At 55.5% G+C, this 23,335-nt stretch carries 20 protein-coding genes; 10 read left to right on the top strand and 10 right to left on the bottom strand.

Annotated elements, in window-relative coordinates; all coding sequences use genetic code 11:
• The first annotated feature begins 195 nt into the window (after positions 1–195).
• Both sulA and ompA read left to right on the top strand, forming a co-directional pair.
• Positions 196–705 carry an SOS-induced cell division inhibitor SulA gene (gene sulA, locus ACMWLG_RS01380; RefSeq protein WP_032668147.1) on the top strand — a complete coding sequence of 170 codons (510 nt, stop codon included), beginning with the start codon at positions 196–198 and terminating at the stop codon, positions 703–705.
• A gap of 354 nt (positions 706–1,059) precedes the next feature.
• A complete protein-coding gene (ompA, locus tag ACMWLG_RS01375; protein ID WP_023311028.1) occupies positions 1,060–2,115 on the top strand; it encodes a porin OmpA in 1,056 nt (351 codons plus the stop codon).
• Positions 2,116–2,178: 63 nt separating this feature from the next.
• On the opposite strand, the gene matP is transcribed toward ompA, so the two are convergent.
• Positions 2,179–2,631, bottom strand: a complete 453-nt coding sequence (gene matP / locus ACMWLG_RS01370; protein WP_008499929.1) for a macrodomain Ter protein MatP — start codon at positions 2,629–2,631, stop codon at positions 2,179–2,181.
• A 186-nt stretch (positions 2,632–2,817) separates the two neighbouring features.
• Here matP and ACMWLG_RS01365 point away from each other — a divergent pair, with 186 nt between their 5' ends.
• Together ACMWLG_RS01365 and fabA are read left to right on the top strand one after the other, a co-directional pair.
• Entirely contained in the window at positions 2,818–4,578 is a 1,761-nt protein-coding gene (locus ACMWLG_RS01365; RefSeq protein ID WP_045401666.1) for an AAA family ATPase, read from the top strand.
• A 68-nt stretch (positions 4,579–4,646) separates the two neighbouring features.
• Positions 4,647–5,165 (top strand): 3-hydroxyacyl-[acyl-carrier-protein] dehydratase FabA, encoded by a 519-nt coding sequence (gene fabA / locus ACMWLG_RS01360; RefSeq protein WP_008499931.1) that lies wholly within the window; start codon positions 4,647–4,649, stop codon positions 5,163–5,165.
• Between the two features lie 71 nt (positions 5,166–5,236).
• On the opposite strand, the gene rmf is transcribed toward fabA, so the two are convergent.
• From rmf to rlmKL, 6 genes are all read right to left on the bottom strand, one after another.
• Entirely contained in the window at positions 5,237–5,404 is a 168-nt protein-coding gene (gene rmf / locus ACMWLG_RS01355) for a ribosome modulation factor (protein WP_013097261.1), read from the bottom strand.
• A 255-nt stretch (positions 5,405–5,659) separates the two neighbouring features.
• Positions 5,660–6,226: a membrane integrity-associated transporter subunit PqiC gene (pqiC, locus tag ACMWLG_RS01350; RefSeq protein ID WP_024907767.1), complete on the bottom strand. Its 567-nt coding sequence runs from the start codon at positions 6,224–6,226 to the stop codon at positions 5,660–5,662.
• Positions 6,223–7,863 (bottom strand): intermembrane transport protein PqiB, encoded by a 1,641-nt coding sequence (gene pqiB / locus ACMWLG_RS01345; RefSeq protein ID WP_023311025.1) that lies wholly within the window; start codon positions 7,861–7,863, stop codon positions 6,223–6,225. The genes pqiC and pqiB overlap by 4 nt, the downstream gene beginning before the upstream one ends.
• 4 nt (positions 7,864–7,867) lie before the next feature.
• Positions 7,868–9,121: a membrane integrity-associated transporter subunit PqiA gene (gene pqiA / locus ACMWLG_RS01340; RefSeq protein ID WP_023311024.1), complete on the bottom strand. Its 1,254-nt coding sequence runs from the start codon at positions 9,119–9,121 to the stop codon at positions 7,868–7,870.
• A gap of 13 nt (positions 9,122–9,134) precedes the next feature.
• Complete coding sequence (locus ACMWLG_RS01335; protein ID WP_045619459.1) at positions 9,135–11,042, bottom strand: ABC transporter ATP-binding protein; 1,908 nt, start codon at positions 11,040–11,042, stop codon at positions 9,135–9,137.
• A 12-nt stretch (positions 11,043–11,054) separates the two neighbouring features.
• Positions 11,055–13,163: a bifunctional 23S rRNA (guanine(2069)-N(7))-methyltransferase RlmK/23S rRNA (guanine(2445)-N(2))-methyltransferase RlmL gene (rlmKL, locus tag ACMWLG_RS01330; protein WP_045619460.1), complete on the bottom strand. Its 2,109-nt coding sequence runs from the start codon at positions 13,161–13,163 to the stop codon at positions 11,055–11,057.
• Between the two features lie 98 nt (positions 13,164–13,261).
• On the opposite strand from rlmKL, the gene ACMWLG_RS01325 reads away from it, so the two are divergent.
• Positions 13,262–14,371: a YcbX family protein gene (locus tag ACMWLG_RS01325; RefSeq protein WP_045401653.1), complete on the top strand. Its 1,110-nt coding sequence runs from the start codon at positions 13,262–13,264 to the stop codon at positions 14,369–14,371.
• Here the strand turns inward: ACMWLG_RS01325 and zapC are convergent.
• Positions 14,368–14,910 carry a cell division protein ZapC gene (zapC, locus tag ACMWLG_RS01320; protein ID WP_023311020.1) on the bottom strand — a complete coding sequence of 181 codons (543 nt, stop codon included), beginning with the start codon at positions 14,908–14,910 and terminating at the stop codon, positions 14,368–14,370. The genes ACMWLG_RS01325 and zapC overlap by 4 nt on opposite strands.
• A 165-nt stretch (positions 14,911–15,075) precedes the next feature.
• Positions 15,076–16,086, bottom strand: a complete 1,011-nt coding sequence (gene pyrD / locus ACMWLG_RS01315) for a quinone-dependent dihydroorotate dehydrogenase (protein ID WP_023311019.1) — start codon at positions 16,084–16,086, stop codon at positions 15,076–15,078.
• Positions 16,087–16,334: 248 nt separating this feature from the next.
• Here pyrD and ssuE point away from each other — a divergent pair, with 248 nt between their 5' ends.
• Genes ssuE through ssuB form a run of 5 tightly spaced genes read left to right on the top strand, consistent with a single transcriptional unit; the run spans position 16,335 to position 20,575 of the window.
• Positions 16,335–16,910 (top strand): NADPH-dependent FMN reductase, encoded by a 576-nt coding sequence (gene ssuE, locus ACMWLG_RS01310; protein ID WP_008499940.1) that lies wholly within the window; start codon positions 16,335–16,337, stop codon positions 16,908–16,910.
• Complete coding sequence (locus ACMWLG_RS01305) at positions 16,903–17,865, top strand: sulfonate ABC transporter substrate-binding protein (protein WP_045401648.1); 963 nt, start codon at positions 16,903–16,905, stop codon at positions 17,863–17,865. The genes ssuE and ACMWLG_RS01305 overlap by 8 nt, the downstream gene beginning before the upstream one ends.
• A complete protein-coding gene (gene ssuD / locus ACMWLG_RS01300) occupies positions 17,862–19,007 on the top strand; it encodes an FMNH2-dependent alkanesulfonate monooxygenase (protein ID WP_045619469.1) in 1,146 nt (381 codons plus the stop codon). The genes ACMWLG_RS01305 and ssuD overlap by 4 nt, the downstream gene beginning before the upstream one ends.
• Positions 19,008–19,016: 9 nt before the next feature.
• Entirely contained in the window at positions 19,017–19,808 is a 792-nt protein-coding gene (gene ssuC / locus ACMWLG_RS01295) for an aliphatic sulfonate ABC transporter permease SsuC (protein ID WP_023311016.1), read from the top strand.
• Positions 19,805–20,575, top strand: a complete 771-nt coding sequence (gene ssuB, locus ACMWLG_RS01290) for an aliphatic sulfonates ABC transporter ATP-binding protein (RefSeq protein ID WP_045401640.1) — start codon at positions 19,805–19,807, stop codon at positions 20,573–20,575. The genes ssuC and ssuB overlap by 4 nt, the downstream gene beginning before the upstream one ends.
• Before the next feature lie 96 nt (positions 20,576–20,671).
• On the opposite strand, the gene pepN is transcribed toward ssuB, so the two are convergent.
• A complete protein-coding gene (gene pepN, locus ACMWLG_RS01285) occupies positions 20,672–23,284 on the bottom strand; it encodes an aminopeptidase N (RefSeq protein WP_045619471.1) in 2,613 nt (870 codons plus the stop codon).
• Positions 23,285–23,335: the final 51 nt, after the last annotated feature.

Genomic DNA, 23,335 nt, shown 5'->3' with positions numbered 1-23,335 from the left:
AAGTAACAACGAAATTTCCTACTAGCGGATCCGTTAGCAGGAAAATAGGCAACTTATCGCCGATGAGCAAGATGATTTTTCGAGGGACATCAACATTGAATGAATTTTGCGAGTCGCTTTCCGAAAATGAGGTTGATCTTTATGCATACAGGGGTTACTGTATATCCATACAGTAACCACAGGGCTGGAATGAATATGCACACTTCAGGCTATGCAAATCGCTCAACCTCTCTCTCTTCTACCGCAGGCAATGTCGCGCAGAATTCCGTCGAGCGTGTTTCCACGGGGCTTATCAGTGAAGTGGTTTATCGTGAAGACCAGCCCCTGTTGACGCAACTTCTGTTGTTGCCGTTATTACAACAGCTTGGTCAGCAATCGCGCTGGCAGCTTTGGCTCACGCCTCAGCAAAAACTGAGCCGTGAGTGGGTTCAGTCCGCAGGCCTTCCGCTTACCAAGGTCATGCAAATTAATCAGCTCCCGCCGTGCGATACCGTAGAATCGATGATCCGCGCCTTACGCACCGGAAATTACAGCGTGGTGATTGGATGGTTACCAGAAGAATTGACGGAAGAGGAGCATTACCGTCTGACTGAAGCAGCCGAAGAAGGGAATGCGATCGGATTCATTATGCGTCCGGTTCGATCGGATTCTTACCGCAGAGGACAACTTTCTGGGCTAAAAATTCACTCAAATTTGTATCATTGAGTGAAATTAAGATTTTTCCTGGAATTTTTTTTGACCTCAAGATGGCATTAAAGTTCCCGGTCACAAAATTGCGGCAAGGCTTGTCTGGTGCGGTTCTCCTTAATTTTATTGCACAAAATTCGTTCGAAAAATGTTAAATAATCGGTATACGGAACTTTTTTTTTCATATGCCTGACGGACTTCACACTTGTAAGTTTTCAGCTACGTTGTAGACTTTACATCGCCAGGGGTGCTCGGCCTAAGCCGAAGATATCGGTAGATTTATATTTGACCACGCCCCCCGGTGAAGGATTTAACCGTGATTCTCTCCTGAGACTTTCATGGCGAATTTTGGATGATAACGAGGCGCAAAAAATGAAAAAGACAGCTATCGCGATTGCAGTGGCACTGGCTGGCTTCGCTACCGTAGCGCAGGCCGCTCCGAAAGATAATACCTGGTATGCAGGTGGTAAACTGGGCTGGTCTCAGTTCCATGACACCGGCTGGTACAACAGCAGCCTGAACAATGATGGCCCAACTCACGAGAGCCAGCTTGGTGCAGGTGCGTTCGGTGGCTATCAGGTTAACCCGTATGTTGGTTTTGAAATGGGTTACGACTGGTTAGGTCGTATGCCATACAAAGGCGACACCATCAACGGCGCTTTCAAAGCACAGGGCGTTCAGCTGACCGCTAAACTGGGCTACCCAATCACTGACGATCTGGACGTGTACACCCGTCTGGGCGGCATGGTATGGCGCGCAGATTCCAGCAACAACATCTCTGGTGACAACCATGACACCGGTGTTTCCCCAGTATTCGCTGGTGGCGTTGAGTGGGCTATGACCCGTGACATCGCTACCCGTCTGGAATACCAGTGGGTTAACAACATCGGCGACGGCAACACCGTTGGTGTTCGTCCAGACAACGGCATGCTGAGCGTAGGTGTTTCCTACCGTTTCGGTCAGCAGGAAGAAGCAGCACCAGTTGTTGCTCCAGCGCCGGCTCCAGCTCCAGAAGTACAGACCAAGCACTTCACTCTGAAGTCTGACGTTCTGTTCAACTTCAACAAAGCGACTCTGAAACCAGAAGGCCAGCAGGCACTGGATCAGCTGTACACCCAGCTGAGCAACCTGGATCCTAAAGACGGTTCCGTAGTGGTTCTGGGCTTCACCGACCGTATCGGTTCTGACGCTTACAACCAGAAACTGTCTGAGAAACGTGCTCAGTCTGTTGTTGATTACCTGATCTCTAAAGGTATCCCAGCTAACAAGATCTCCCCACGTGGTATGGGCGAATCTAACCCAGTTACTGGCAACACCTGTGACAACGTGAAAGCTCGCGCTGCACTGATCGACTGCCTGGCTCCAGATCGTCGCGTAGAGATCGAAGTTAAAGGCATCAAAGACGTTGTAACTCAGCCAGCGGCATAAGTTATCGTCTTATAAAAAAACCCCGCCATGCGGGGTTTTTTATTGTCTGAAGAAAAGAAAAATCTATTTTTTACCCAACAGAGCCTGAAGGTCGTTCTTCAGCGTCGACATCTGGTTGGCGTACTTCTCTTTATGTTCGGCATCCTCAATCAGCTGCACGATGGTTTCCGAAAGCGTTTTGCCCCGTCGTTGTGCCAGCCCAGCCAGGCGTTGCCAGACAACGAACTCCAGATCGATTGATTTTTTGCGCGTGTGCTGATGCTCAGCATTAAAATGCCGTTTGCGTCGGGCACGGATAGTTTGCTTCATCCGGTTCAACAGCGCAGGATTGATGTGTTTCTCAATCCAGCCGTTAACCTGTACCGGTTCATTTTCGAGGGTCAGCAAAATATCCACGGCTTCTTGCGCAGCGCTGGCTTCGATGTAGCAGGTGATCAGCTCCCCTTCACGGTGCTTTTTGACCAGGTACTTCCATTTCCAGCCGCTTTCGAGATTTTCCAGTTGTTGATATTTCATTGCGATCTCAGTGTTACCACGTAACTCTGTTCAGAATATCAGTTTTTTAGCAATCTGCTGAAAAGAAATCATATCCTGTGAGTGAATGCAGCCAATCGCCCTGTCGAAATCCCCAATCCTGCTTGGGTACAGCCCCCCGCTTACGGTATACTCCACGCTTTTACATCTGACTAAAAAACATCAACTTTGACCATTACGAAACTTGCATGGCGTGACCTTGTTCCGGATACCGAAAGTTACCAGGAACTGTTTGCACAGCCCGAACTCGCAAAAGAACACGAATTAATCCTTAGCGATACGCAGCCTCGTTTGCATTATGCGCTGGAGCAGGTGTTAAGCCCATGGGCAACAGCGCCCTTCATGCTGCTCAAGGCCCCGGAAGAAGCGGAATACCTGACGCTGCTCGGAGATGCCGTGCGCCAGCTGAAGCCGGAAGCGAACGCAGTTTTTGGCGGCCAGTATCGTATTGCGGGACATGATGTCACTTTCGAACCGGCGGCGCAGGCCGATGGCCGTTTTGCCGCTAAGGGCGAAGTGATTACCGCTAACTGGGTCGAGGCGGAACAACTCTTTGGTTGTCTGCGCCAGTTTAATGGCGAACTTTCGCTGCAGCCGGGGCTGGTACATCGCGCAAATGGCGGTGTTCTCATCATCTCACTGCGTACCCTGCTCTCGCAGCCGCTGCTGTGGATGCGTCTGAAAACTATCGTGCACCAGCAGCGTTTCGACTGGGTCGGCTACGATGAGTCACGTCCTCTGCCTGTCTCTGTTCCGTCTATGCCGCTGTCGCTGACCGTCGTGCTGACGGGCGACCGTGAATCACTGGCGGACTTCCAGGAAATGGAGCCAGAACTGGCTGAGCAGGCGGTGTATAGCGAATACGAAGACAACACCCAGATTGCTGACGCCGACGATATGGCGCAGTGGTGCCAGTGGGTAATGGCCGTTGCTGAACGTTTTGCGCTGCCAACCCCTGCGGCTGACGCGTGGCCGGGCTTAATCCGCGAAGCGGTACGCTACACCGGTGACCAGGAAACGCTGCCGCTTTGCCCGCTCTGGATCGGCAAACAGCTGCGTGAAGTGGGTGTGATCAGCGGTAACGGGGCGTTCACCGGCGAACAGCTCACTCAGATGCTGGCTCAGCGTGAGTGGCGAGAAGGCTATCTTGCCGACCGTATGCAGGATGAAATTCTGCTGGAACAAATTCTGGTGGAAACCGAAGGCGAACGCGTCGGGCAGATCAACGCCCTGTCGGTGATTGAATTTCCCGGTCATCCGCGCGCATTCGGGGAACCGTCCCGTATCAGCTGCGTTGTGCACATTGGCGATGGCGAGTTCACCGATATCGAACGGAAAGCCGAGCTGGGCGGCAACATTCACGCGAAAGGCATGATGATCATGCAGGCGTTTTTGATGTCAGAGCTGCAGCTTGAGCAACAGATCCCCTTCTCCGCCTCGCTGACGTTTGAGCAGTCCTACAGCGAAGTGGATGGCGATAGCGCCTCTATGGCCGAGCTGTGCGCCTTAATCAGCGCCCTGGCGGAAGTGCCCATCAATCAGAACATCGCGATCACCGGTTCGGTGGATCAGTTCGGTCGTGCACAGCCAGTGGGAGGCCTCAACGAAAAAATTGAAGGCTTCTTCTCTATCTGTCAGCAGCGCGGTTTAAACGGCAAACAGGGTGTGATTATTCCTGCTCCCAACGCACGCCATTTGAGCCTCAGTCAGGATATTCTGGATGCGGTTGAGCAAGAGCAATTCGCCATCTGGGCCATCGAAGGGATTGAGGATGCTCTACCCTTACTGACAAATCTGGTTTGGGATGGCGAAGGGCAAACCTCCCTGATGCAGACTATCCAGGAGCGCATAGCTCAGGCGACACAGCAGGATGCTCGTCATCGTTATCCATGGCCGTTACGCTGGCTGGGCTGGTTTAGTTCGAACTGATCGGACTTGTTCAGCGTACACGTGTTAGCTATCCTGCGTCCTTCACTAAAATAAGGCTTACTGAGAACATGGTAGATAAACGCGAATCCTATACAAAAGAAGATCTTCTTGCCTCTGGTCGCGGTGAACTGTTTGGCGCTAAAGGCCCACAGTTACCGGCCCCGAACATGCTGATGATGGACCGTGTCGTGAAAATGACCGAAACCGGCGGCAACTTCGATAAGGGTTACGTAGAAGCAGAACTCGATATCAACCCGGACCTGTGGTTCTTCGGTTGCCACTTTATTGGCGATCCGGTAATGCCTGGCTGTCTGGGCCTGGATGCCATGTGGCAGCTGGTTGGCTTCTATCTGGGCTGGCTGGGCGGCGAAGGTAAAGGCCGCGCGCTGGGCGTGGGCGAAGTAAAATTCACTGGCCAGGTTCTGCCTACGGCGAAGAAAGTGACCTATCGCATTCACTTCAAGCGCATCGTTAACCGCCGCCTGATTATGGGCCTGGCAGATGGCGAAGTGCTGGTCGACGGTCGTCTGATCTATAGCGCAAGCGACCTGAAAGTTGGCCTGTTCCAGGATACTTCAGCCTTCTGATCGTGCTTTTGGCACCCCCAGAAAGGCGAAACCTCCGCATTGCGGAGGTTTCTTTTTTGAAAGAGACGTTATCAGGCTATGAGTGCCCTGTCGCCGATGGCTTCTCGCCAGCCTCCAAGCCATTGTGACCTTTGATTTATCGTCTGATAAGGACACATTTCTTTAGAACGTCCAGCGATGCCGGCCTGATAACCACGTTGATGAGCCCGTTCCAGGCGATCTCGTTTCTGTCTCTTCATGCCTCGTTTCCCTCATTCTTTTGTCTGGTGGAAAGAAAACAGTGTCTGCACTAAATGCACAGGCACAGATAACGAATACCCCGAATCAGTCGCATCGTCAATGTTCAAAATTCATACGGGTGTCATATTTGTGAGCTAGCTGGAAGTTCATTTGTACAAAAATTGTGACGTGGCACAAGTAACAAACTGAACTGAAAACGAAAAAAAACCGCAATCAGCGAGAGGCCAACTGCGGTTTTTAATGATGAATTTTACTTATGGCAGCCGGGAAATTTCTCTCGCGATGCTGGCCGACTCCTGTGCCCAACCCTGAGCCAGGACTTTCACCATTTCGTCATAGCCATCTTTCTGCTGCTTCAGCTCCAGATGGAAAGGACGCTTAATCAGCTGCCCCTGATGGTTCAGCAACCACTCCCCGCTAATCACCACCGCACCGTCATAACGGCCGTGGAAGCCCGTTACCGTGACGTTAAGCGTATCCTGGTCGTTACCCAGCGGCTGCGACGCGACAACCCAGCCCGGAAGCTGACTGCCCAGATTGGCCACCAGCGTGTTGCGCAGTTGCTGATCCAGCGGGCTGGCCCACAGGTTGTTCGTCGCAATCACGTATTTAACGTCGCTGGTCTGATAGACCACCCCGTTTCCTGCCAGATAATCCGGCACGGCAACCTGCTCAACCCACAGCTGACGGTTTCCCTGGCTGGCCGTGCTTTGCCCACCGCTGTGGGTAGCCACAGGCAGCTGATAGTAGCTTTTATTATCTACCCCTGAACTGCACGCCGTTAACAGCAGAGCACCAACCATCAATAGCCACTTTTTCATTCTTTTGCCCTCTTCGGCTCAGGATCCTTTTTATCTTTCGCTTCGAACACCAGCGCGTTGCTCTTCTCGTTGAGCGTTTTCAGCACCGGCTGCAGTTCACGTAAGACCTGATCAAGACGCTGCATATCTGCCACCATCTTGTTGTAGGCCGCTGAACCCGGCTGGAAGCCCTGCATACTGCGGTTCAGCTCACGCAGCGTTTTCTGCATATCCTGCGGCAGCTGCTGCATGCTCTGGCTCGCCGTGATCTTGTTGATGTTATCCAGCGTGGTTTGCAGACGACGCATCGTTGCCTGGCTTTCGCTCAGTGAGTTCGTCGCCGCTTCAATCATCGGATTCAGCGGCAGATTGTTGATCTTATCCAGCGTCTCCATCAGGCGCTGTTGGATCTGAGCCAGACCGCTGCTCACCGTTGGGATGATCTTGTAGCCACCGAATTCACGAATACCGGTAATCGGCGGTGCTTTCGGGTAGAAGTCCATATCCACATACAGCGCGCCCGTCACCAGGTTACCCGTTTTCAGCGACCCGCGCAGACCACGGTTCATCAGTTCGTTAATATGCGCCGCGATATCCTGGTTCTCGCCAATCTGGTTCAGCAGACGCTCCGGCTCGATACGGATCAGCACCGGAATACGATAATCATCGTCCAGCATCTGGCTCAGGCCCGGGACAAAGAACGGAACTTGTCCAACCGTACCAAGACGAATACCGCGAAACTCAACGGGCGCGCCCGGCTGCAGACCGCGGACGGAGTCTTTAAAGAACATCAGGAAGTCGATGTGATCGGTATAAAGCGCGTCCTGAATGCTTCGTTGATCGTCAAAGAGTCTGAACGCCGTTTTCTCGGCAACCGGCTGCCCGAGATCCTGCCCTTCCGGAACATCAAAGCTCACCCCGCCGCCAAACAGCGTGGTTAATGATCCCATTTCTACGCGCATCCCCGCCGACGTAAGATCGACCGCGATCCCGCTGTCCTTCCAGAAACGAACGTTGCTGGTCACCAGACGATCGTTTGGCGCATTGATGAAAAGCTGATAGCTAATGGTACGCTTTTGCGCATCGAAGGTGCTGGTTTCAACGGAACCGACGCGGTAGCCGCGGAACAGTACCGGGTCACCCGCCGTGAGCTGACCCGCTTTTTTGCTGTCGAGGATCACGCGGATACCCTTGGCATCAGGCGGCGCAAGCGGCGGTGAATCCAGAAGCTGGTATTTTCCCGGCTGGCTACCCTTCGTGCCGGGCTGCAGTTCAATATAGGCTCCGGAGAGCAGCGTCCCTAAACCGCTGATCCCTTCACGTCCCACCTGCGGTTTAACGACCCAGAAAACGGAATCGCCATGCAGCAGTTTTTCCATGCCGGCATTAAGGCGCGCCTTAATTTCCACATGGGTTAAATCGTCGGTCAGGGTTGCGCTTTCGACCACGCCCACGTCCACGCTACGGCTTTTGATGGTCGTTTTACCGCCCTCAATCCCCTCGGCATTGGTGGTTATCAGCGTGACTTCCGGTCCCTGATGGCTGTAATGATAAAACAGGATCCATGCACCGATCAGCGCGGTCACGATGGGAAAAATCCACACCGGCGACCAGTTTTTGACCTTCTGCACTTTCGCCTCTCCACTCTTATTTTCCATGCTCTTACTCTTCCTCATGGCTTGATTCAGGCTCACGATCCCACGATAAACGAGGGTCGAAGGTCATGGCCGCAAACATGGTCATAATCACGACCAGTGCAAACATTAAAGCCCCCATCGCGGGATAAATACTCATCAAACCGCCCATCCGCACCAGTGCAGAGAGAACGGCGATGACAAACACGTCAATCATTGACCAGCGTCCGACAAACTCGACCACTTCATAAATCAGGTGCATGCGTTCGCTGTCGCGTTTTCCATGCCCCTTCGCATCCCAGCAGAGCCAGGCGATGGCGATCATTTTTAAGGTTGGCACCATAATACTGGCGATAAAGATCACGCCGGCGACAGGATAGGAACCTTCTCCCCACAGCAGGATCACCCCGGCCAGGATCGTCGAGGGCATTTTGTCGCCGAGCAAATCGGTGATCATGATCGGTAGAATATTGGCAGGCAGATACAGCATGATGGAGGTGACCAGCAGCGCCATCGTCCACTGCAGGCTATTTTTACGGCGTACGTGACCTTTCGTTTCGCAGCGCGGACAAACGTCGAGATCGGCGGGCAGCACGGCGGTGCAGCATGGGCAGGAACGCAGCCCCTGACGAATTCCGGGCACGCCGACTTTTACCGTCTGCGCAAGCGTCGGTGCCGGGGCGATATCATCCCACGCCCAGCGCCTGTCCACGCACTGGAAGGCGCGCAGCTGCAGGACACAGTACAGGCACCACGGAATAAAGCTGCTGCCGATCCCCACATCACCGTACGCCATGAGCTTCACGAAACTGACCAGAATGCCCGCCAGAAAGATCTCGGCCATACCCCAGCTTTTGAGCTGAAATAGGATACGCGCGAGCCGGATTTTCAGTGATGAGGGCATCCTGACGCGGTTGACCAGCAAAAGGATAACGACCAGGCAAAAAGCCGGGACTATCTGGACAAACAGGAGAAAAAAGGTGCCGAGGCTGGCGTAATCTTCCGAGAACATCACGCCCGGGATTTCAAGCAGATCCACCTGGCTGGTTATCCCTCCCACCTTCATATAGATGAAGGGGAAGAGATTAGAGAGCAGCAGCATGAACAATGCTGCCAGAGCGTAAGCAGTGGGACGCTGCCGCGGCGCGTCCCACTCGGTTGTCAACGTTGCGCCGCAACGTGGACACAGGGCTTTATGTCCGTGACCAAGCTCTGGCAACGCCACGAGCATATCGCATTGCGAGCATAAAATATGCCTGTCGGCATGGTGCTGGTCACACATATGTTATCCCTGTTTATGCGCCGTTTTTCAGAGACTCAAGGTACTCCCAGCGCTCAAATGCTTCTTCCAGGGCTTTTTCAGCCGCGGACAGTTCTGACAGTACTTTCTGAGTATAGTCGTGCGGCTGCGTAAAGAATGACGCATCAGCGACCTGCATCTGCAACGTTTCCAGAGCTGCCTCCAGCTCTTCAAGACGCTGAGGCAGCCCCTCAAGTTCGCGCTGCAGGTTATAACTCATTTTAGCAGGAGATTTTTTAACAGTTTCTGATTTTGTTACAGCAGGTTCCGGTACATTTCTGGATTTAGCCTGTTTCTGCGCCAGAGACTGCGATTGCTGCCCTTTTGCATCGTGATAACCGCCTACGTATTGTCCAATTCGCCCTTCACCTTCGAAGATCCAGCACTCGGTTACGGTGTTATCCACGAACTGACGATCGTGGCTGACCAGCATTACGGTCCCCTGATAACCGTCAATCAGTTCTTCGAGTAATTCCAGCGTTTCGACATCAAGGTCGTTCGTTGGTTCATCGAGAATCAACAGGTTACTTGGTTTCAGGAACAGACGTGCCAGCAGCAGACGATTACGCTCTCCGCCAGATAACGCACGGACTGGGGTCATCGCACGTTTCGGATGGAACAGGAAGTCCTGCAGATAGCCCAGCACGTGGCGCGGCTTGCCGTTTACCATTACCTCTTGCTTGCCTTCGGCGAGGTTATCCATCACCGTGCGGTCCGGATCCAGCTCCGCGCGGTGCTGGTCGAAGTAGGCCACTTCCAGCTTAGTCCCACAGTGAATGCGGCCGCTGTTGGCCTGCAGCTGGCCCAGCATCAGCTTCAGCAGCGTGGTTTTACCGCAGCCGTTCGGGCCGATAAGCGCAATTTTGTCACCGCGCTGAACCTGGGCGGAGAAATCTTTCACCAGCACTTTGCCATCAACCTGATAGTTGACGTTTTCCATTTCGAAGACAATTTTGCCGGAACGGGACGCTTCTTCCACCTGCATTTTGGCGCTGCCCATCACTTCACGGCGTTCGCTGCGCTCACGGCGCATTGCCTTCAGAGCGCGCACGCGGCCTTCGTTACGGGTACGGCGGGCCTTGATGCCCTGGCGGATCCACACCTCTTCCTGCGCCAGCTTGCGGTCGAACTCCGCATTCTGCAGCTCTTCCACGCGCAGGTTTTCTTCTTTCTCAAGCAGATAGGTGTCGTAATCGCCAGGATAAGTGACCAGCTTGCCGCGGTCGAGATCGACAATACGCGTTGCCATGTTGCGAATAAACGAACGGTCGTGCGAGATAAAGATGATGGTGCCGCTGAAGGTTTTCAGGAAGCCTTCCAGCCAGTCAATCGCTTCGATATCCAGGTGGTTCGTCGGTTCGTCCAGCAGCAGCACCTTCGGCCCGCTGACCAGCGCGCGGCCTAGGGCCGCTTTACGCAGCCAGCCGCCGGAGAGCGCCGACAGCTCCATGTCCGCTTCCAGACCAAGCTGGGCCAGAACCTCGTTAATGCGGTTTTCAAGCTGCCACAGACCGTGATGATCGAGCATCTCCTGCACTTTCGCCAGTTCGTTGAGGTTCTTGTCGCTCGGATCGGTCATCACCAGATGCGAAATCTCGTGATAGCGCTTCAGGTATTCGGCCTGCTCAGAGATCCCTTCCGCCACGAAATCGTAAACGCTGCCGGTCACGTGACGCGGCGGGTCCTGCTGGAGGCGGGAGACGATCAGATCCTGCTCGTAAACGATGCGGCCGTCATCCAACCCCTGTTCGCGATTGAGAATTTTCATCAGCGTGGATTTACCCGCGCCGTTACGGCCCACCAGACAGACGCGCTCGTTATCTTCGATATGCAGCTCTGCATTATCGAGAAGCGGCGAGTCGCTGAAAGAGAGCCACGCGCCGTGCATACTAATTAAAGACATTTATTTTTCCTTTCAGACCGCGGTAATCAACCAGCAGTTATGAATTTGACGGTTACGGGCAAAGTCCTGAGACAGCGTTTTTTGGCTGATTTCTTGTGCTTTCAGTCCCAGGGCTGCTAAGCCGTCATGATCCATACGGAAGCCGCGTTTGTTGTTCGAGAACATAATGGTGCCGCCCTTACGCAGCAGGCGCTTCAGGTCGGTCATCAGGCGCAGGTGATCGCGTTGAACGTCAAAGCTATCCTCCATGCGCTTGGAGTTGGAGAAGGTCGGCGGATCGATAAAGATCAGGTCGAACTGCTCGTCGGTATCACGCAGCCAGCCCAGCACGTCGGCCTGCATCAGTCGGTGCTGACGTCCGGTCAGCCCGTTAAGACGCAGGTTGCGCTCCGCCCACTCCAGATAGGTACGGGACATATCCACCGTGGTGGTGCTCCGCGCGCCGCCCAGACCAGCATGCACGCTCGCGCTGCCGGTATATGAGAACAGGTTGAGGAAATCTTTGCCCTTGCTCATCTGACCCAGCATGCGACGGGCGATACGGTGGTCGAGGAACAGGCCGGTATCCAGATAGTCGGTCAGGTTCACCCACAGGCGAGCGTTGTATTCGCCCACTTCGATAAAGTCACCCTTCTCGCCCATCTTCTGGTACTGATTTTTCCCTTTCTGACGCTCGCGGGTTTTCAGCACCAGCTTGTTAGGCGCAATGCCGAGCACGGCGATGGTGGCCGCAATCACATCCAGCATGCGCTGACGCGCTTTTTGCGCATCAATGGTTTTCGGTGGCGCATATTCCTGAATCACCACCCAGTCCGCGTAGCGGTCAACCGCCACGTTGTACTCCGGCAGATCGGCATCGTACAGGCGATAGCATTCAATGCCCTCCTGCTTCGCCCACTTCTCAAATTTCTTCAGGTTCTTGCGCAGGCGGTTGGCGTAATCTTCCGCCACGCCGGATGGCTTACTGTCCGCCGCTTTCTCCGCCAGATGGTAGTTTTTTTGCACGCAGTCCAGCGGGCCGTTTTTCGCTTTAAACTGGCGATCGGCACGCAGCTGCAGGCAGCTCAGCAGCTCCGGCGAGGCGCTAAACAGCGACAGGTTCCAGCCGCCGAAGTAGTCCTTCATATTGCGCCCCAGCAGGCTGTGCAGGGCAATCAGCGCCGGTTCGCTGTCCAGACGCTCGCCGTATGGCGGGTTGCTGATCACGGTACCGTACGGACCTTTTGGCAGCGGGTTGGTCAGATTCGCCACGTCTTTCACTTCAAAGGTGAGCAGCTCGCCGATACCGGCGCGACGGGCGTTGCTGCGCGCGCGTTCGATTACGCGCGGGTCGCTGTCCGAACCGTAGAAGTGGGAGGTGTACTCCGCCAGACCTTTACGCGCGCGGGTCTGCGCGTCGTCTTTGACCTCTTTCCAGAGCGCTTCGTCGTGCTGCGCCCAGCCTTTAAAGCCCCAGTGACCGCGATGCAGGCCCGGCGCGCGGTCGGTTGCCAGCATGGCCGCTTCAATCAGTAACGTACCGGAACCACACATCGGATCGAGCAGCGGCGTGCCCGGCTGCCAGCCGGAACGCATTACAATGGCGGCGGCCAGCGTTTCTTTAATTGGCGCCATACCGGTACGATCGCGGTAGCCGCGCAGGTGCAGGCCTGCGCCGCTCAGATCGAGAGAAATACTCGCCGTGTCACCGTTGAGCCAGACGTTAATACGCAGATCCGGATTTTCGCGATCGACGTTTGGACGTTCCTTATTTTTACGCGTGAAGCAGTCCACAATGGCGTCTTTTACGCGCAGGGCACCGTACTGGCTGTTGCGGATCTCGTCGTTCACGCCGTTGAAATGCACCGCAAAGGTGGCATTGGGCGTGAAGATCTCTGTCCAGTCGATCATCTGTACGCCGGTATAGAGGTCCAGGTCGCTATAGACCTTGCACTCCTTCATCGGCAGCATGATGCGCGACGCCAGACGGCTCCACATCAGGCTCTGGTAAATAAGCCGCGTGTCGCCCTCAAAATGGACACCACCCTGAACCACCTGGCACTCTTGCGCGCCCAGGCTTTCCAGTTCAGTTTTTAACAGCTCTTCCAGCCCACGGGCCGTACTGGCAAACAGAGAATTCATATCGTCACTTTTACTCTTAGAAAATTGTCGCGCATTATAGCTAATATGGCGTGTATGTCATAAAGTTGAAGGCTTATTTTCATTTGTGGGAGTGTGCAGTGGCGACGTTATCCAGGCTTTTTATTCATCCGGTGAAATCCATGCGCGGCATCGGCATCTCTCACGCGCTGGCCGACATGAGCGGATTCGCCTTCGATCGCATTTTTATGGTCACCGAGCCTGACGGCACGTTCATTACCGCACGCCAGTTCCCGCAGATGGTTCGCTTTACCCCTTCCCCGCTTCATGACGGTTTACACCTTACCGCGCCGGACGGTTCCAGCGCGGTAATTCGCTTTGCTGATTTTGCGCCTGTCGATGCGCCAACGGAAGTGTGGGGCAATCATTTTACCGCGCGCATCGCCCCGGATGAGATTAACCGCTGGCTGAGCGGTTTCTTCTCTCGTGACGTGCAGCTGCGCTGGGTAGGTCCTGAACTGACGCGTCGCGTGAAGCGCCATGACGCCGTTCCCCTCTCCTTCGCCGATGGTTTCCCGTTCCTGCTGACTAACGAAGCCTCGCTGCGTGATTTACAAAGCCGCTGCAAGGCTAGCGTTCAGATGGAACAGTTCCGTCCGAACCTGGTGGTCACGGGCGCCGACGCCTGGGAAGAAGACACCTGGAAAGTGATCCGCATCGGTAGCGTCATCTTTGATGTCGTAAAACCCTGCAGTCGCTGCATTTTCACCACGGTGAGCCCTGAGAAAGGTCAGAAACACCCTTCCGGCGAACCGCTGAAGACGCTGCAGTCGTTCCGCACCGCGCAGGACAACGGCGATGTGGATTTCGGCCAGAACCTGATCCCGCGCTCCAGCGGCGCAATCCGCGTCGGTGATGAGGTAGAAATTCTTGCCCGAGGGCCTGCAAAAGCGTACGGCTCAGGTCAGGAAGAAGAAATGGTCGACGTTGTGACGAATGTCGCCTCTGCGGTAGATATTCACTGGCAGGGCAACGTCATCCGTGGCAACAACCAGCAGGTATTACTGGAGCAACTGGAGCAGGCAGGTATTCGCGTACCCTATTCCTGTCGCGCAGGCATTTGCGGATGCTGCCGCATCAGGCTGGTGGATGGAGAGGTCAGTGCGCTGAAAAAATCGGCAATTGGAAATGACGGCACAATTCTGTGCTGTAGCTGCATACCGAAAACGTCCGTACAGCTGGAAGCTTAAACCGCCTGTTCAAGGCTGAAGGAATCTACGCGCAGCTGCGGCTTCAGCCTGTCGTTCATCACTTTAATGGCATCGCCAAGCTGCATCGTCCGCCCGGCAATGGTTACGCCGGGCTGTGCCAGCAGGCAGAGCGCAGCATTTTCGCCTGGCTCAACCACCAGCAGGCTCACCTCTTCTGCGGTATCGCTCAGATTGACGCTGGCCGCGTCACCCGTTGCCGGGGTCCAGCTCATACCATGCGCAAGAAAATGCCAGCTTTTTGGCATTTGCGGTTTCAGGAAGCGGATAGCCACCAGCGCATTTAATACCAACTCGGCACGCTGTTCTTTAGAGAGCACCAGATCCCGGCATTTTTCTTCAAAGGAGAAATAAAGCGCCGCATCGTCAACGCAAAAGCCCGACGGGGAAAATGCATCCGGGGTTAACATTCGGCGGGCAAAACGAGAACGAAACAACATGCCATTGGCTAAATCGAGCATCATTCGGTCATGCTCGTCGCAAAAATACCAGCGCCAGTTATCGTCAGGTTTAATTCGCATGTGTCTCTCCCGTCCCCAAACGTCCTGTACTAAAAATGTCCTGTTTGCCGCCTCGTTTATAACACCATTAATAAAAGACTATAATGACTAAATAAGCAACAGTGACGGAATATAAAACAACCAGGGCTGGAAATAAAGCCCTGGTTGTCTGATTAAGAGAAAAGATTAGATATGAGTAACGATTTCTTTAATCAGCGGCGGTCCTTTAAAAATAAAGCCGGAATAGATTTGCACCAGTGACGCACCTGCTGCCATCTTCTCGCGCGCAGCAATCACTGAGTCAATGCCGCCGACGCCAATAATCGGCAGACGTCCTTTTAATTCCGCAGACAGGGCGCGAATAATTTCGGTGCTTTTTAATTGCACCGGACGTCCACTTAACCCACCCGCTTCGTCACAGTTTTTCATTCCCTGCACGAGGGAACGATCGAGAGTGGTATTGGTCGCAATAACACCATCAATATTATGGCGAACCAAACTGTCGGCAACCTGGATCAATTCTTCAGGAGAAAGATCCGGGGCGATCTTAACCGCGACCGGAACATATTTATGGTGGATCGTCTGGAGTTCATTTTGTTTATTTTTAATGGCACTCAGAAGATCGTCCAGCGCTTCGCCATATTGTAAGGAACGCAGACCCGGAGTATTGGGTGAAGAAATATTCACCGCGATATAACCGGCATAGGCGTAGACTTTTTCCATACAAATCAGATAGTCATCTTTACCCTGCTCAACCGGCGTGTCTTTATTTTTGCCAATATTGATGCCTAATATCCCGTCAAAATGGGCTTTTTTTACGTTCTCAACCAGGTGATCAACACCGAGGTTATTAAAGCCCATGCGGTTTATCAGCCCTTCTGCTTCAACCAGGCGGAACAGGCGCGGCTTGTCATTTCCCGGCTGCGGGCGCGGCGTGACGGTGCCGATTTCAATGGAGCCAAAGCCCATCGCGCCCAGGGCATCAATGCACTCGCCATTTTTGTCCAGACCGGCCGCCAGACCCAGCGGATTTTTAAAGGTCAGACCCATGCACTGCACAGGTTTTTCCGGCACATTCTGACGCACCAGAGCGGCCAGCGGCGTTCCGGTAATACGACGTAATTGCTGGAATGTAAATTCATGAGCGCGCTCAGGGTCGAGCTGGAAAAGGGCTTTACGAACGAAGGGGTAGTACATGAACTCTCCTGGATTCCCGGTGTGCAAACCGGGAGGGGATTATGGGCGATCCACGCGCGAAAGGGAATTGACCTGCGGCAAAAAATCAGCGCAAAACGCAATCGTTTACCTTCACGTCTATTTCTTATGCACTTTTTCGCATTTTAATTGCAGATAAATCATTTAGTGGAATAACCGCGCGGTGTCACACTCCTGAAAATTGTTATGAATGTTAGATAAAAGCAAACAATTGGTTATAAGGAGGAAGTATGCGCGTCATTACCCTGGCCGGAAGTCCACGATTCCCTTCGCGCTCCAGCGCCCTGCTGGAATATGCCCGCGAAAAACTCAATGCTCTGGATGTGGAAGTGTGCCACTGGAACCTGCATAACTTCGAACCTGAAGATCTGCTCTATGCCCGTTTCGACAGCCCTGCGCTTAAAACGCTGATCGAGCAGCTTAACGGCGCTGACGGCTTAATTGTGGCAACGCCTATTTATAAAGCCTCCTTTTCCGGGGCGCTGAAAACCCTGCTCGATCTGCTTCCGGAGCGCGCGCTGGACGGCAAAGTCGTGCTGCCGCTGGCAACGGGCGGTACGGTTGCCCATTTATTGGCCGTGGATTATGCCCTGAAGCCGGTGCTGAACGCGCTGAAAGCGCAGGAGATCCTCCACGGCGTTTTCGCAGATGACTCCCAGGTTATCGATTATCAACATAAACCTCATTTTACGCCCAACCTGCAAACCCGCCTCGATAACGCTCTGGAAACCTTCTGGCACGCTCTGCACCGCAGGGATATCCAGGCCCCGGCGTTTGGTCAGCCTCAAGGAGTCGCACATGTTTAAAACGTTAACCCGCATCGGCCTGGCAGGTCTGATGGCGCTTACCTCGCTGGCCCATGCCGCAGAAGCGGCTCCGGAAAGTTTGCGCATTGGCTATCAGAAAGGCAGCGTCAGCATGGTGCTGGCGAAAAGCCACCAGCTGCTGGAAAAACGCTTCCCGAACACCAAATTCTCCTGGGTGGAGTTCCCTGCTGGCCCGCAGATGCTGGAGGCCCTGAACGTCGGCAGTATCGATCTCGGCAGCACGGGCGATATTCCGCCGATATTTGCCCAGGCGGCGGGAGCGGACCTCGTCTATGTTGGCGTTGAGCCGCCCAAACCGAAGGCCGAAGTGATTCTGGTGCCTGAAAACAGCGACATTAAAAGCGTCGCCGACCTCAAAGGGCACAAAGTGGCTTTCCAGAAAGGTTCCAGCTCACACAACCTGCTGTTGCGTGCCCTGCAGGAAGCCGGGCTGAAGTTCACTGACATTCAGCCTGTTTACCTGACGCCTGCCGACGCCCGCGCCGCGTTCCAGCAGAAGGACGTTGATGCCTGGGCCATCTGGGATCCGTACTACTCCGCCGCATTGCTGCAGGGCGGCGTTCGCGTGCTGAAAGACGGTACCACGCTGAAGCAGACCGGCTCGTTCTATCTGGCCGCGCGTCCTTATGCGGAAAAGAACGGCGCATTTATTCAGGGCGTACTGGATACCTTTACCCAGGCCGATGCGCTGACCCAGACCCAGCGTCAGGAGAGCATTGCCCTGCTGGCGAAAACCATGGGCTTACCTGAGCCGGTGATCGCGAGCTATCTCAACCACCGTCCGCCGACCACCATTACGCCCGTGGACGCGCACGTCGCCGCGCTTCAGCAACAAACGGCTGACCTTTTCTATCAAAACCGCCTGGTGCCAAAACAGGTCACTATCCGCGAACGCATCTGGCAGCCCGCAGGCAAAGAAGGAGCTAAATCATGAGTCTGAATCTTTTCTGGTTTTTACCCACCCACGGTGATGGACGCTATCTTGGTACAGAAGAGGGCTCGCGCCCGGTTGACCACGGCTACCTGCAGCAGATTGCGCAGGCGGCGGACCGAATCGGTTTCACCGGGGTGCTGATCCCGACCGGACGTTCATGTGAAGATGCCTGGCTGGTGGCCGCATCGATGATCCCGGTCACCCAGCGTCTGAAGTTCCTGGTTGCCTTACGCCCGAGCGTTGTCTCCCCTACCGTGGCGGCGCGTCAGGCGGCAACGCTGGACAGGCTATCCAACGGTCGCGCCCTGTTTAACCTGGTGACGGGCAGCGACCCGCAGGAGCTGGCGGGCGATGGGGTGTTCCTCGACCATACCGAGCGCTATGAAGCCTCCGCCGAGTTCACCCGCGTCTGGCGACGTCTGCTGGAAGGTGAAACCGTCACCTTTGAAGGCAAGCATATTCACGTTCGTGACGCGAAACTCTACTTCCCACCGGTTCAGCAGCCGCGCCCGCCGCTCTATTTTGGCGGATCGTCGGATGTGGCCCAGGATCTGGCGGCAGAGCAGGTCGATCTCTATCTTACCTGGGGCGAACCGCCTGAGCTGGTGAAAGAAAAAATTGCCCAGGTACGCGCGAAGGCGGCCGCCCATGGCCGCAAGGTGCGCTTCGGTATTCGCCTGCACGTAATCGTGCGCGAAACCAATGAAGAAGCCTGGCAGGCCGCCGACCGTCTGATTTCCCATCTGGACGATGAGACCATCGCCAGGGCGCAGGCCGCGTTTGCCAAAACCGACTCCGTCGGACAGCACCGAATGGCGTCCCTGCACAACGGCAAGCGCGAGAATCTGGAGATCAGCCCGAACCTGTGGGCGGGCGTCGGCCTGGTGCGCGGCGGTGCGGGCACGGCGCTGGTCGGCGACGGTCCGACCGTAGCCGCCCGCATTAATGAATACGCAGACCTGGGTATCGACAGCTTTATTCTCTCCGGTTATCCGCATCTGGAAGAGGCGTACAAGGTGGGCGAGCTGTTATTCCCGCATCTGGATATCGCCATCCCGGAGATTCCGCAGCCGCAGCGGCTTCAGCTTCAGGGCGAAGCCGTGGCGAACGAGTTTATTCCACGCAAAGCCGCACAGAGCTAAGGAGTGACCATGTCTGCCACCTCACAAAAATGGCTGCTGCGCGCCGCGCCGTGGTTTTTACCCGTCGGCATTGTGGCTCTCTGGCAGCTCGCGTCATCCACCGGCTGGCTGTCGAGCCGCATTCTGCCCTCTCCGGAGGGCGTCGTAGAAGCGTTCTGGTCGCTGAGCGTGAGCGGTGAGCTGTGGCAGCATCTGGCGATCAGCTCCTGGCGCGCCGTGATTGGGTTTTCCATCGGCGGCAGCATCGGTCTGGTTCTGGGCTTGATCAGCGGCCTTTCCCGCTGGGGCGAGCGGCTGCTGGATACCTCCATTCAGATGCTGCGCAACGTGCCGCATCTGGCGCTGATCCCGCTGGTTATCCTGTGGTTTGGGATTGATGAGAGCGCCAAGATCTTCCTCGTGGCGCTGGGCACACTGTTCCCGATCTACATCAACACCTGGCACGGCATCCGCAACATCGATCGCGGTCTGGTGGAGATGGCGCGCAGCTACGGCTTATCGGGTTTTTCTCTCTTTATACACGTGATCTTGCCGGGTGCCCTGCCCTCCATTATGGTCGGGGTGCGTTTTGCGCTCGGCCTGATGTGGCTGACGCTGATTGTGGCAGAGACCATCTCGGCCAACTCAGGCATAGGCTACCTGGCAATGAACGCCCGCGAGTTCCTGCAAACGGACGTGGTGGTGGTTGCCATCATTCTGTATGCCCTGCTCGGCAAGCTCGCCGACGTCAGCGCCCAGTGGCTGGAGCGCAGCTGGCTGCGCTGGAACCCGGCCTATACCCTTCAGGAGGCGAAAGCATGAACACTGCACGACTGAATCAGGGAACGCCGTTACTGCTGAACGGCGTGACCAAACGCTACGGCGAAAACACCATTCTTAACGGGCTGGATCTGCACATTCCCGCCGGACAATTTGTGGCCGTTGTTGGTCGCAGCGGCGGCGGCAAGAGTACCCTGCTACGGCTTCTGGCCGGGCTGGAAGCCCCCAACGGCGGTGACATTCTGGCAGGAACGACGCCGCTTTCGAATATTCAGGACGATACCCGCATGATGTTTCAGGATGCACGCCTGCTGCCGTGGAAAACGGTTATCAACAACGTCGGGCTCGGTCTTAAGGGCAGCTGGCGGGATGAAGCCCGCCAGGCGCTGGCCGCCGTTGGGCTGGAAAATCGTGCGGGCGAATGGCCGGCAGCCCTCTCGGGTGGGCAGAAGCAGCGCGTGGCGCTGGCGCGTGCGTTGATTCACCGTCCGGGCCTGCTGTTGCTTGATGAACCGCTCGGCGCGCTCGACGCCCTGACGCGGATCGAAATGCAGGATTTGATTGGATCCCTCTGGCAGGCGCACGGCTTTACGGTACTGCTGGTGACGCATGACGTGAGCGAAGCCGTCGCGATGGCTGACCGGGTGCTTTTAATTGAGGACGGGAAAATAGGCCTGGATCTGACGGTGGATCTTCCGCGCCCTCGCCGCGTGGGCTCTGCAAGGCTGGCGGAGCTGGAAGCTGAGGTATTGGATCGGGTGATGAAGCGCGGGGGGACGGAGTTAGAGCGAGTTAAGGCTAATGCCTGATGCCCTCACCCCAGCCCTCTCCCGCGGGGAGAACACACAAAAAACGGCAACCGAGATTGCCGTTTTGCGTTTACCTGCCCACCGGCATTTTTTACATCAGGCGAGCGCCTTAGCAATCTTCTCGTATAGATCGCCAGACAGGTTCTCCAGCCCTTTCAGCTGCTCAAGCGCGGCACGCATCTTCGCCTGACGCTTCGCGTCGTAGCGTTTCAGACGGATCAGCGGCTCAATCAGACGCGACGCCACCTGCGGGTTACGGCTGTTCAGCTCGGTCAGCATTTCCACCATGAACTGATAACCGCTGCCGTCTTCGGCGTGGAACGCCGCCGGGTTACTGCTGGCAAATGCGCCAATCAGAGAACGCACGCGGTTTGGGTTGCTCAGGGTAAAGGAGCGATGCTTCAGCAGGCTGCGCACGTTGCTGAGCGCATCAGCCGCCGGGCTGGTCGCCTGCAGGATGAACCACTTGTCCATCACCAGGCCATCCTGATGCCACTTGTCGTCGTACTCCTGCATTAGCGCATCGCGGCACGGCAGTTCGGCGGCAACGCTTGCGCCCAGCGCGGCCAGCGCGTCGGTCATGTTATCCGCTTCGTGATACTGCTTGCTCACCAAAGTGTTCGCCAGCTCGGTTTCGCCAAACGCCAGATAGCGCAGGCAGGTATTGCGCAGAGAACGTTTACCAATGTCCGCGTGCTCTACGCGATAAGCGTCAAGCTTGTTGGCGTTATAAATGGCGAGGAACTCATCGGCCAGTTCTGCAGCCAGCGTACGGGTCAGCGCTTCACGCACCGCCACGATGGCAATCGGGTCGATGATGTCAAACAGCTCGGCGATTTCAGTCGCTGACGGCAGGGTCAGAATTTCAGCGGCCAGGGCCGGGTCAATCTTCTCATCCAGCAGGATCGCGCGGAACGCGTCAGTCACATGGACAGGCAGCGACAGCGGCTGGCCCTGCTGATGGCGGTTTACGTTGAGCTTGATGTAGGTCGCCAGCAGGCTTTGCGCCGCATCCCAGCGGGAGAAGTCGTTACGCGCGTGACGCATCAGGAACGTCAGCTGCTGATCGCTCCACTTGTATTCCAGCTTCACCGGCGCGGAGAATTCACACAGCAGCGCAGGCACCGGCTGGAAGTAGACGTTATCGAAGATAAAGGTCTGCTCGGCCTGAGTCACGTTCAGCACGTGGTGTACCGGGTGGCCTCCCTTCTGGAGCGGGATGACTTTGCCTTCGTTATCGTACAGCTCGATGCTGAACGGAATATGCAGCGGATATTTCTCTTCCTGCTCCGCCGTCGGCGGCGTGCGCTGGCTGATGGTTAGGGTGTACTGCTCGGTTTCCGGATTGTAATCGTCTTTGACGGTGACAACTGGCGTCCCGGCCTGGCTGTACCAGCGGCGGAAGTGAGAGAGATCGACATTAGAGGCATCCTCCATCGCCTGCACAAAATCGTCGCAGGTGGCCGCGCTGCCGTCATGACGCTCGAAGTACAGCTGCATCCCTTTCTGGAAGTTCTCCTCGCCCAGCAGGGTGTGGATCATGCGGATAATTTCAGCGCCCTTCTCGTACACCGTCAGAGTGTAGAAGTTGTTCATTTCGATAACTTTATCCGGGCGGATCGGATGCGCCATTGGGCTGGCATCTTCCGCAAACTGCAGGCCGCGCATGGTACGCACGTTGTTGATGCGGTTCACCGCGCGTGAACCCAGATCGGAGCTGAACTCCTGATCGCGGAAGACGGTCAGGCCCTCTTTCAGGCTCAGCTGGAACCAGTCGCGGCAGGTGACGCGGTTACCGGTCCAGTTGTGGAAATATTCGTGGCCGATAACGCGTTCGATATCAAGGTAGTCTTTGTCCGTTGCGGTATCGGTACGAGCCAGCACGTATTTGGAGTTAAAGACGTTAAGGCCCTTGTTCTCCATTGCGCCCATGTTGAAGAAATCGACGGCGACGATCATATAAATGTCGAGGTCATATTCGAGGCCGAAACGCTCCTCGTCCCACTTCATGGAGTTGATGAGAGAGGTCATCGCCCACGGCGCGCGGTCAAGGTTGCCGCGGTCAACAAACAGCTCCAGCGCCACCTCGCGGCCTGAGCGCGTTTTGAATGTATCGCGCAGCACGTCGAAGTCCCCCGCCACCAGCGCAAACAGGTAGCACGGTTTCGGGAAGGGATCCTGCCACTGCACCCAGTGACGGCCATTCTCCAGCTCGCCTTCGCCTACGCGATTACCGTTGGAGAGCAGGAAGGGATACAGGGTTTTATCGGCGATGATTTTGGTGGTGAAGCGCGCCAGGACGTCCGGACGATCGAGATACCAGGTTATATGGCGGAACCCTTCCGCTTCACACTGGGTACACAGCGCCACGCCCGACTGGTAAAGCCCTTCCAGCGCGGTGTTGGCGGCCGGGCTGATTTCATTCACGATGCGCAGCGTAAACTGTTCCGGCAGGTTGTCGATGACCAGCTGGTTGTTTTCTTCTTTATAGTCCGACCAGGCTTCATCATTAATATGCAGGGAGACCAGCGTCAGGTCTTCACCATCCAGACGCAGCGGCACCGCAGTTGCGCTATGGCGCGTCACCTGGCTCACCGCCGTGACAACGGTTTTTGTGGCATCCAGGTCAAAAGTCAGATCGATTTCGCTAATCAGGTAATCCGGCGCACGGTAGTCGTGGCGGTATTTGGCTTGTGGCTGTTGTGTCATAGAAAACCTTATGCATCGTTTGTCGAGTAACGTTTCAATATATTCCTGTTG

It is taken from the genome of Enterobacter sp. 01-M-02-SI-ECC (assembly GCF_047530595.1).
In the GTDB taxonomy this organism is placed as follows: Bacteria; Pseudomonadota; Gammaproteobacteria; order Enterobacterales; family Enterobacteriaceae; genus Enterobacter; species Enterobacter cloacae_M.
This window is presented reverse-complemented; position numbering and strand designations above follow the sequence as displayed.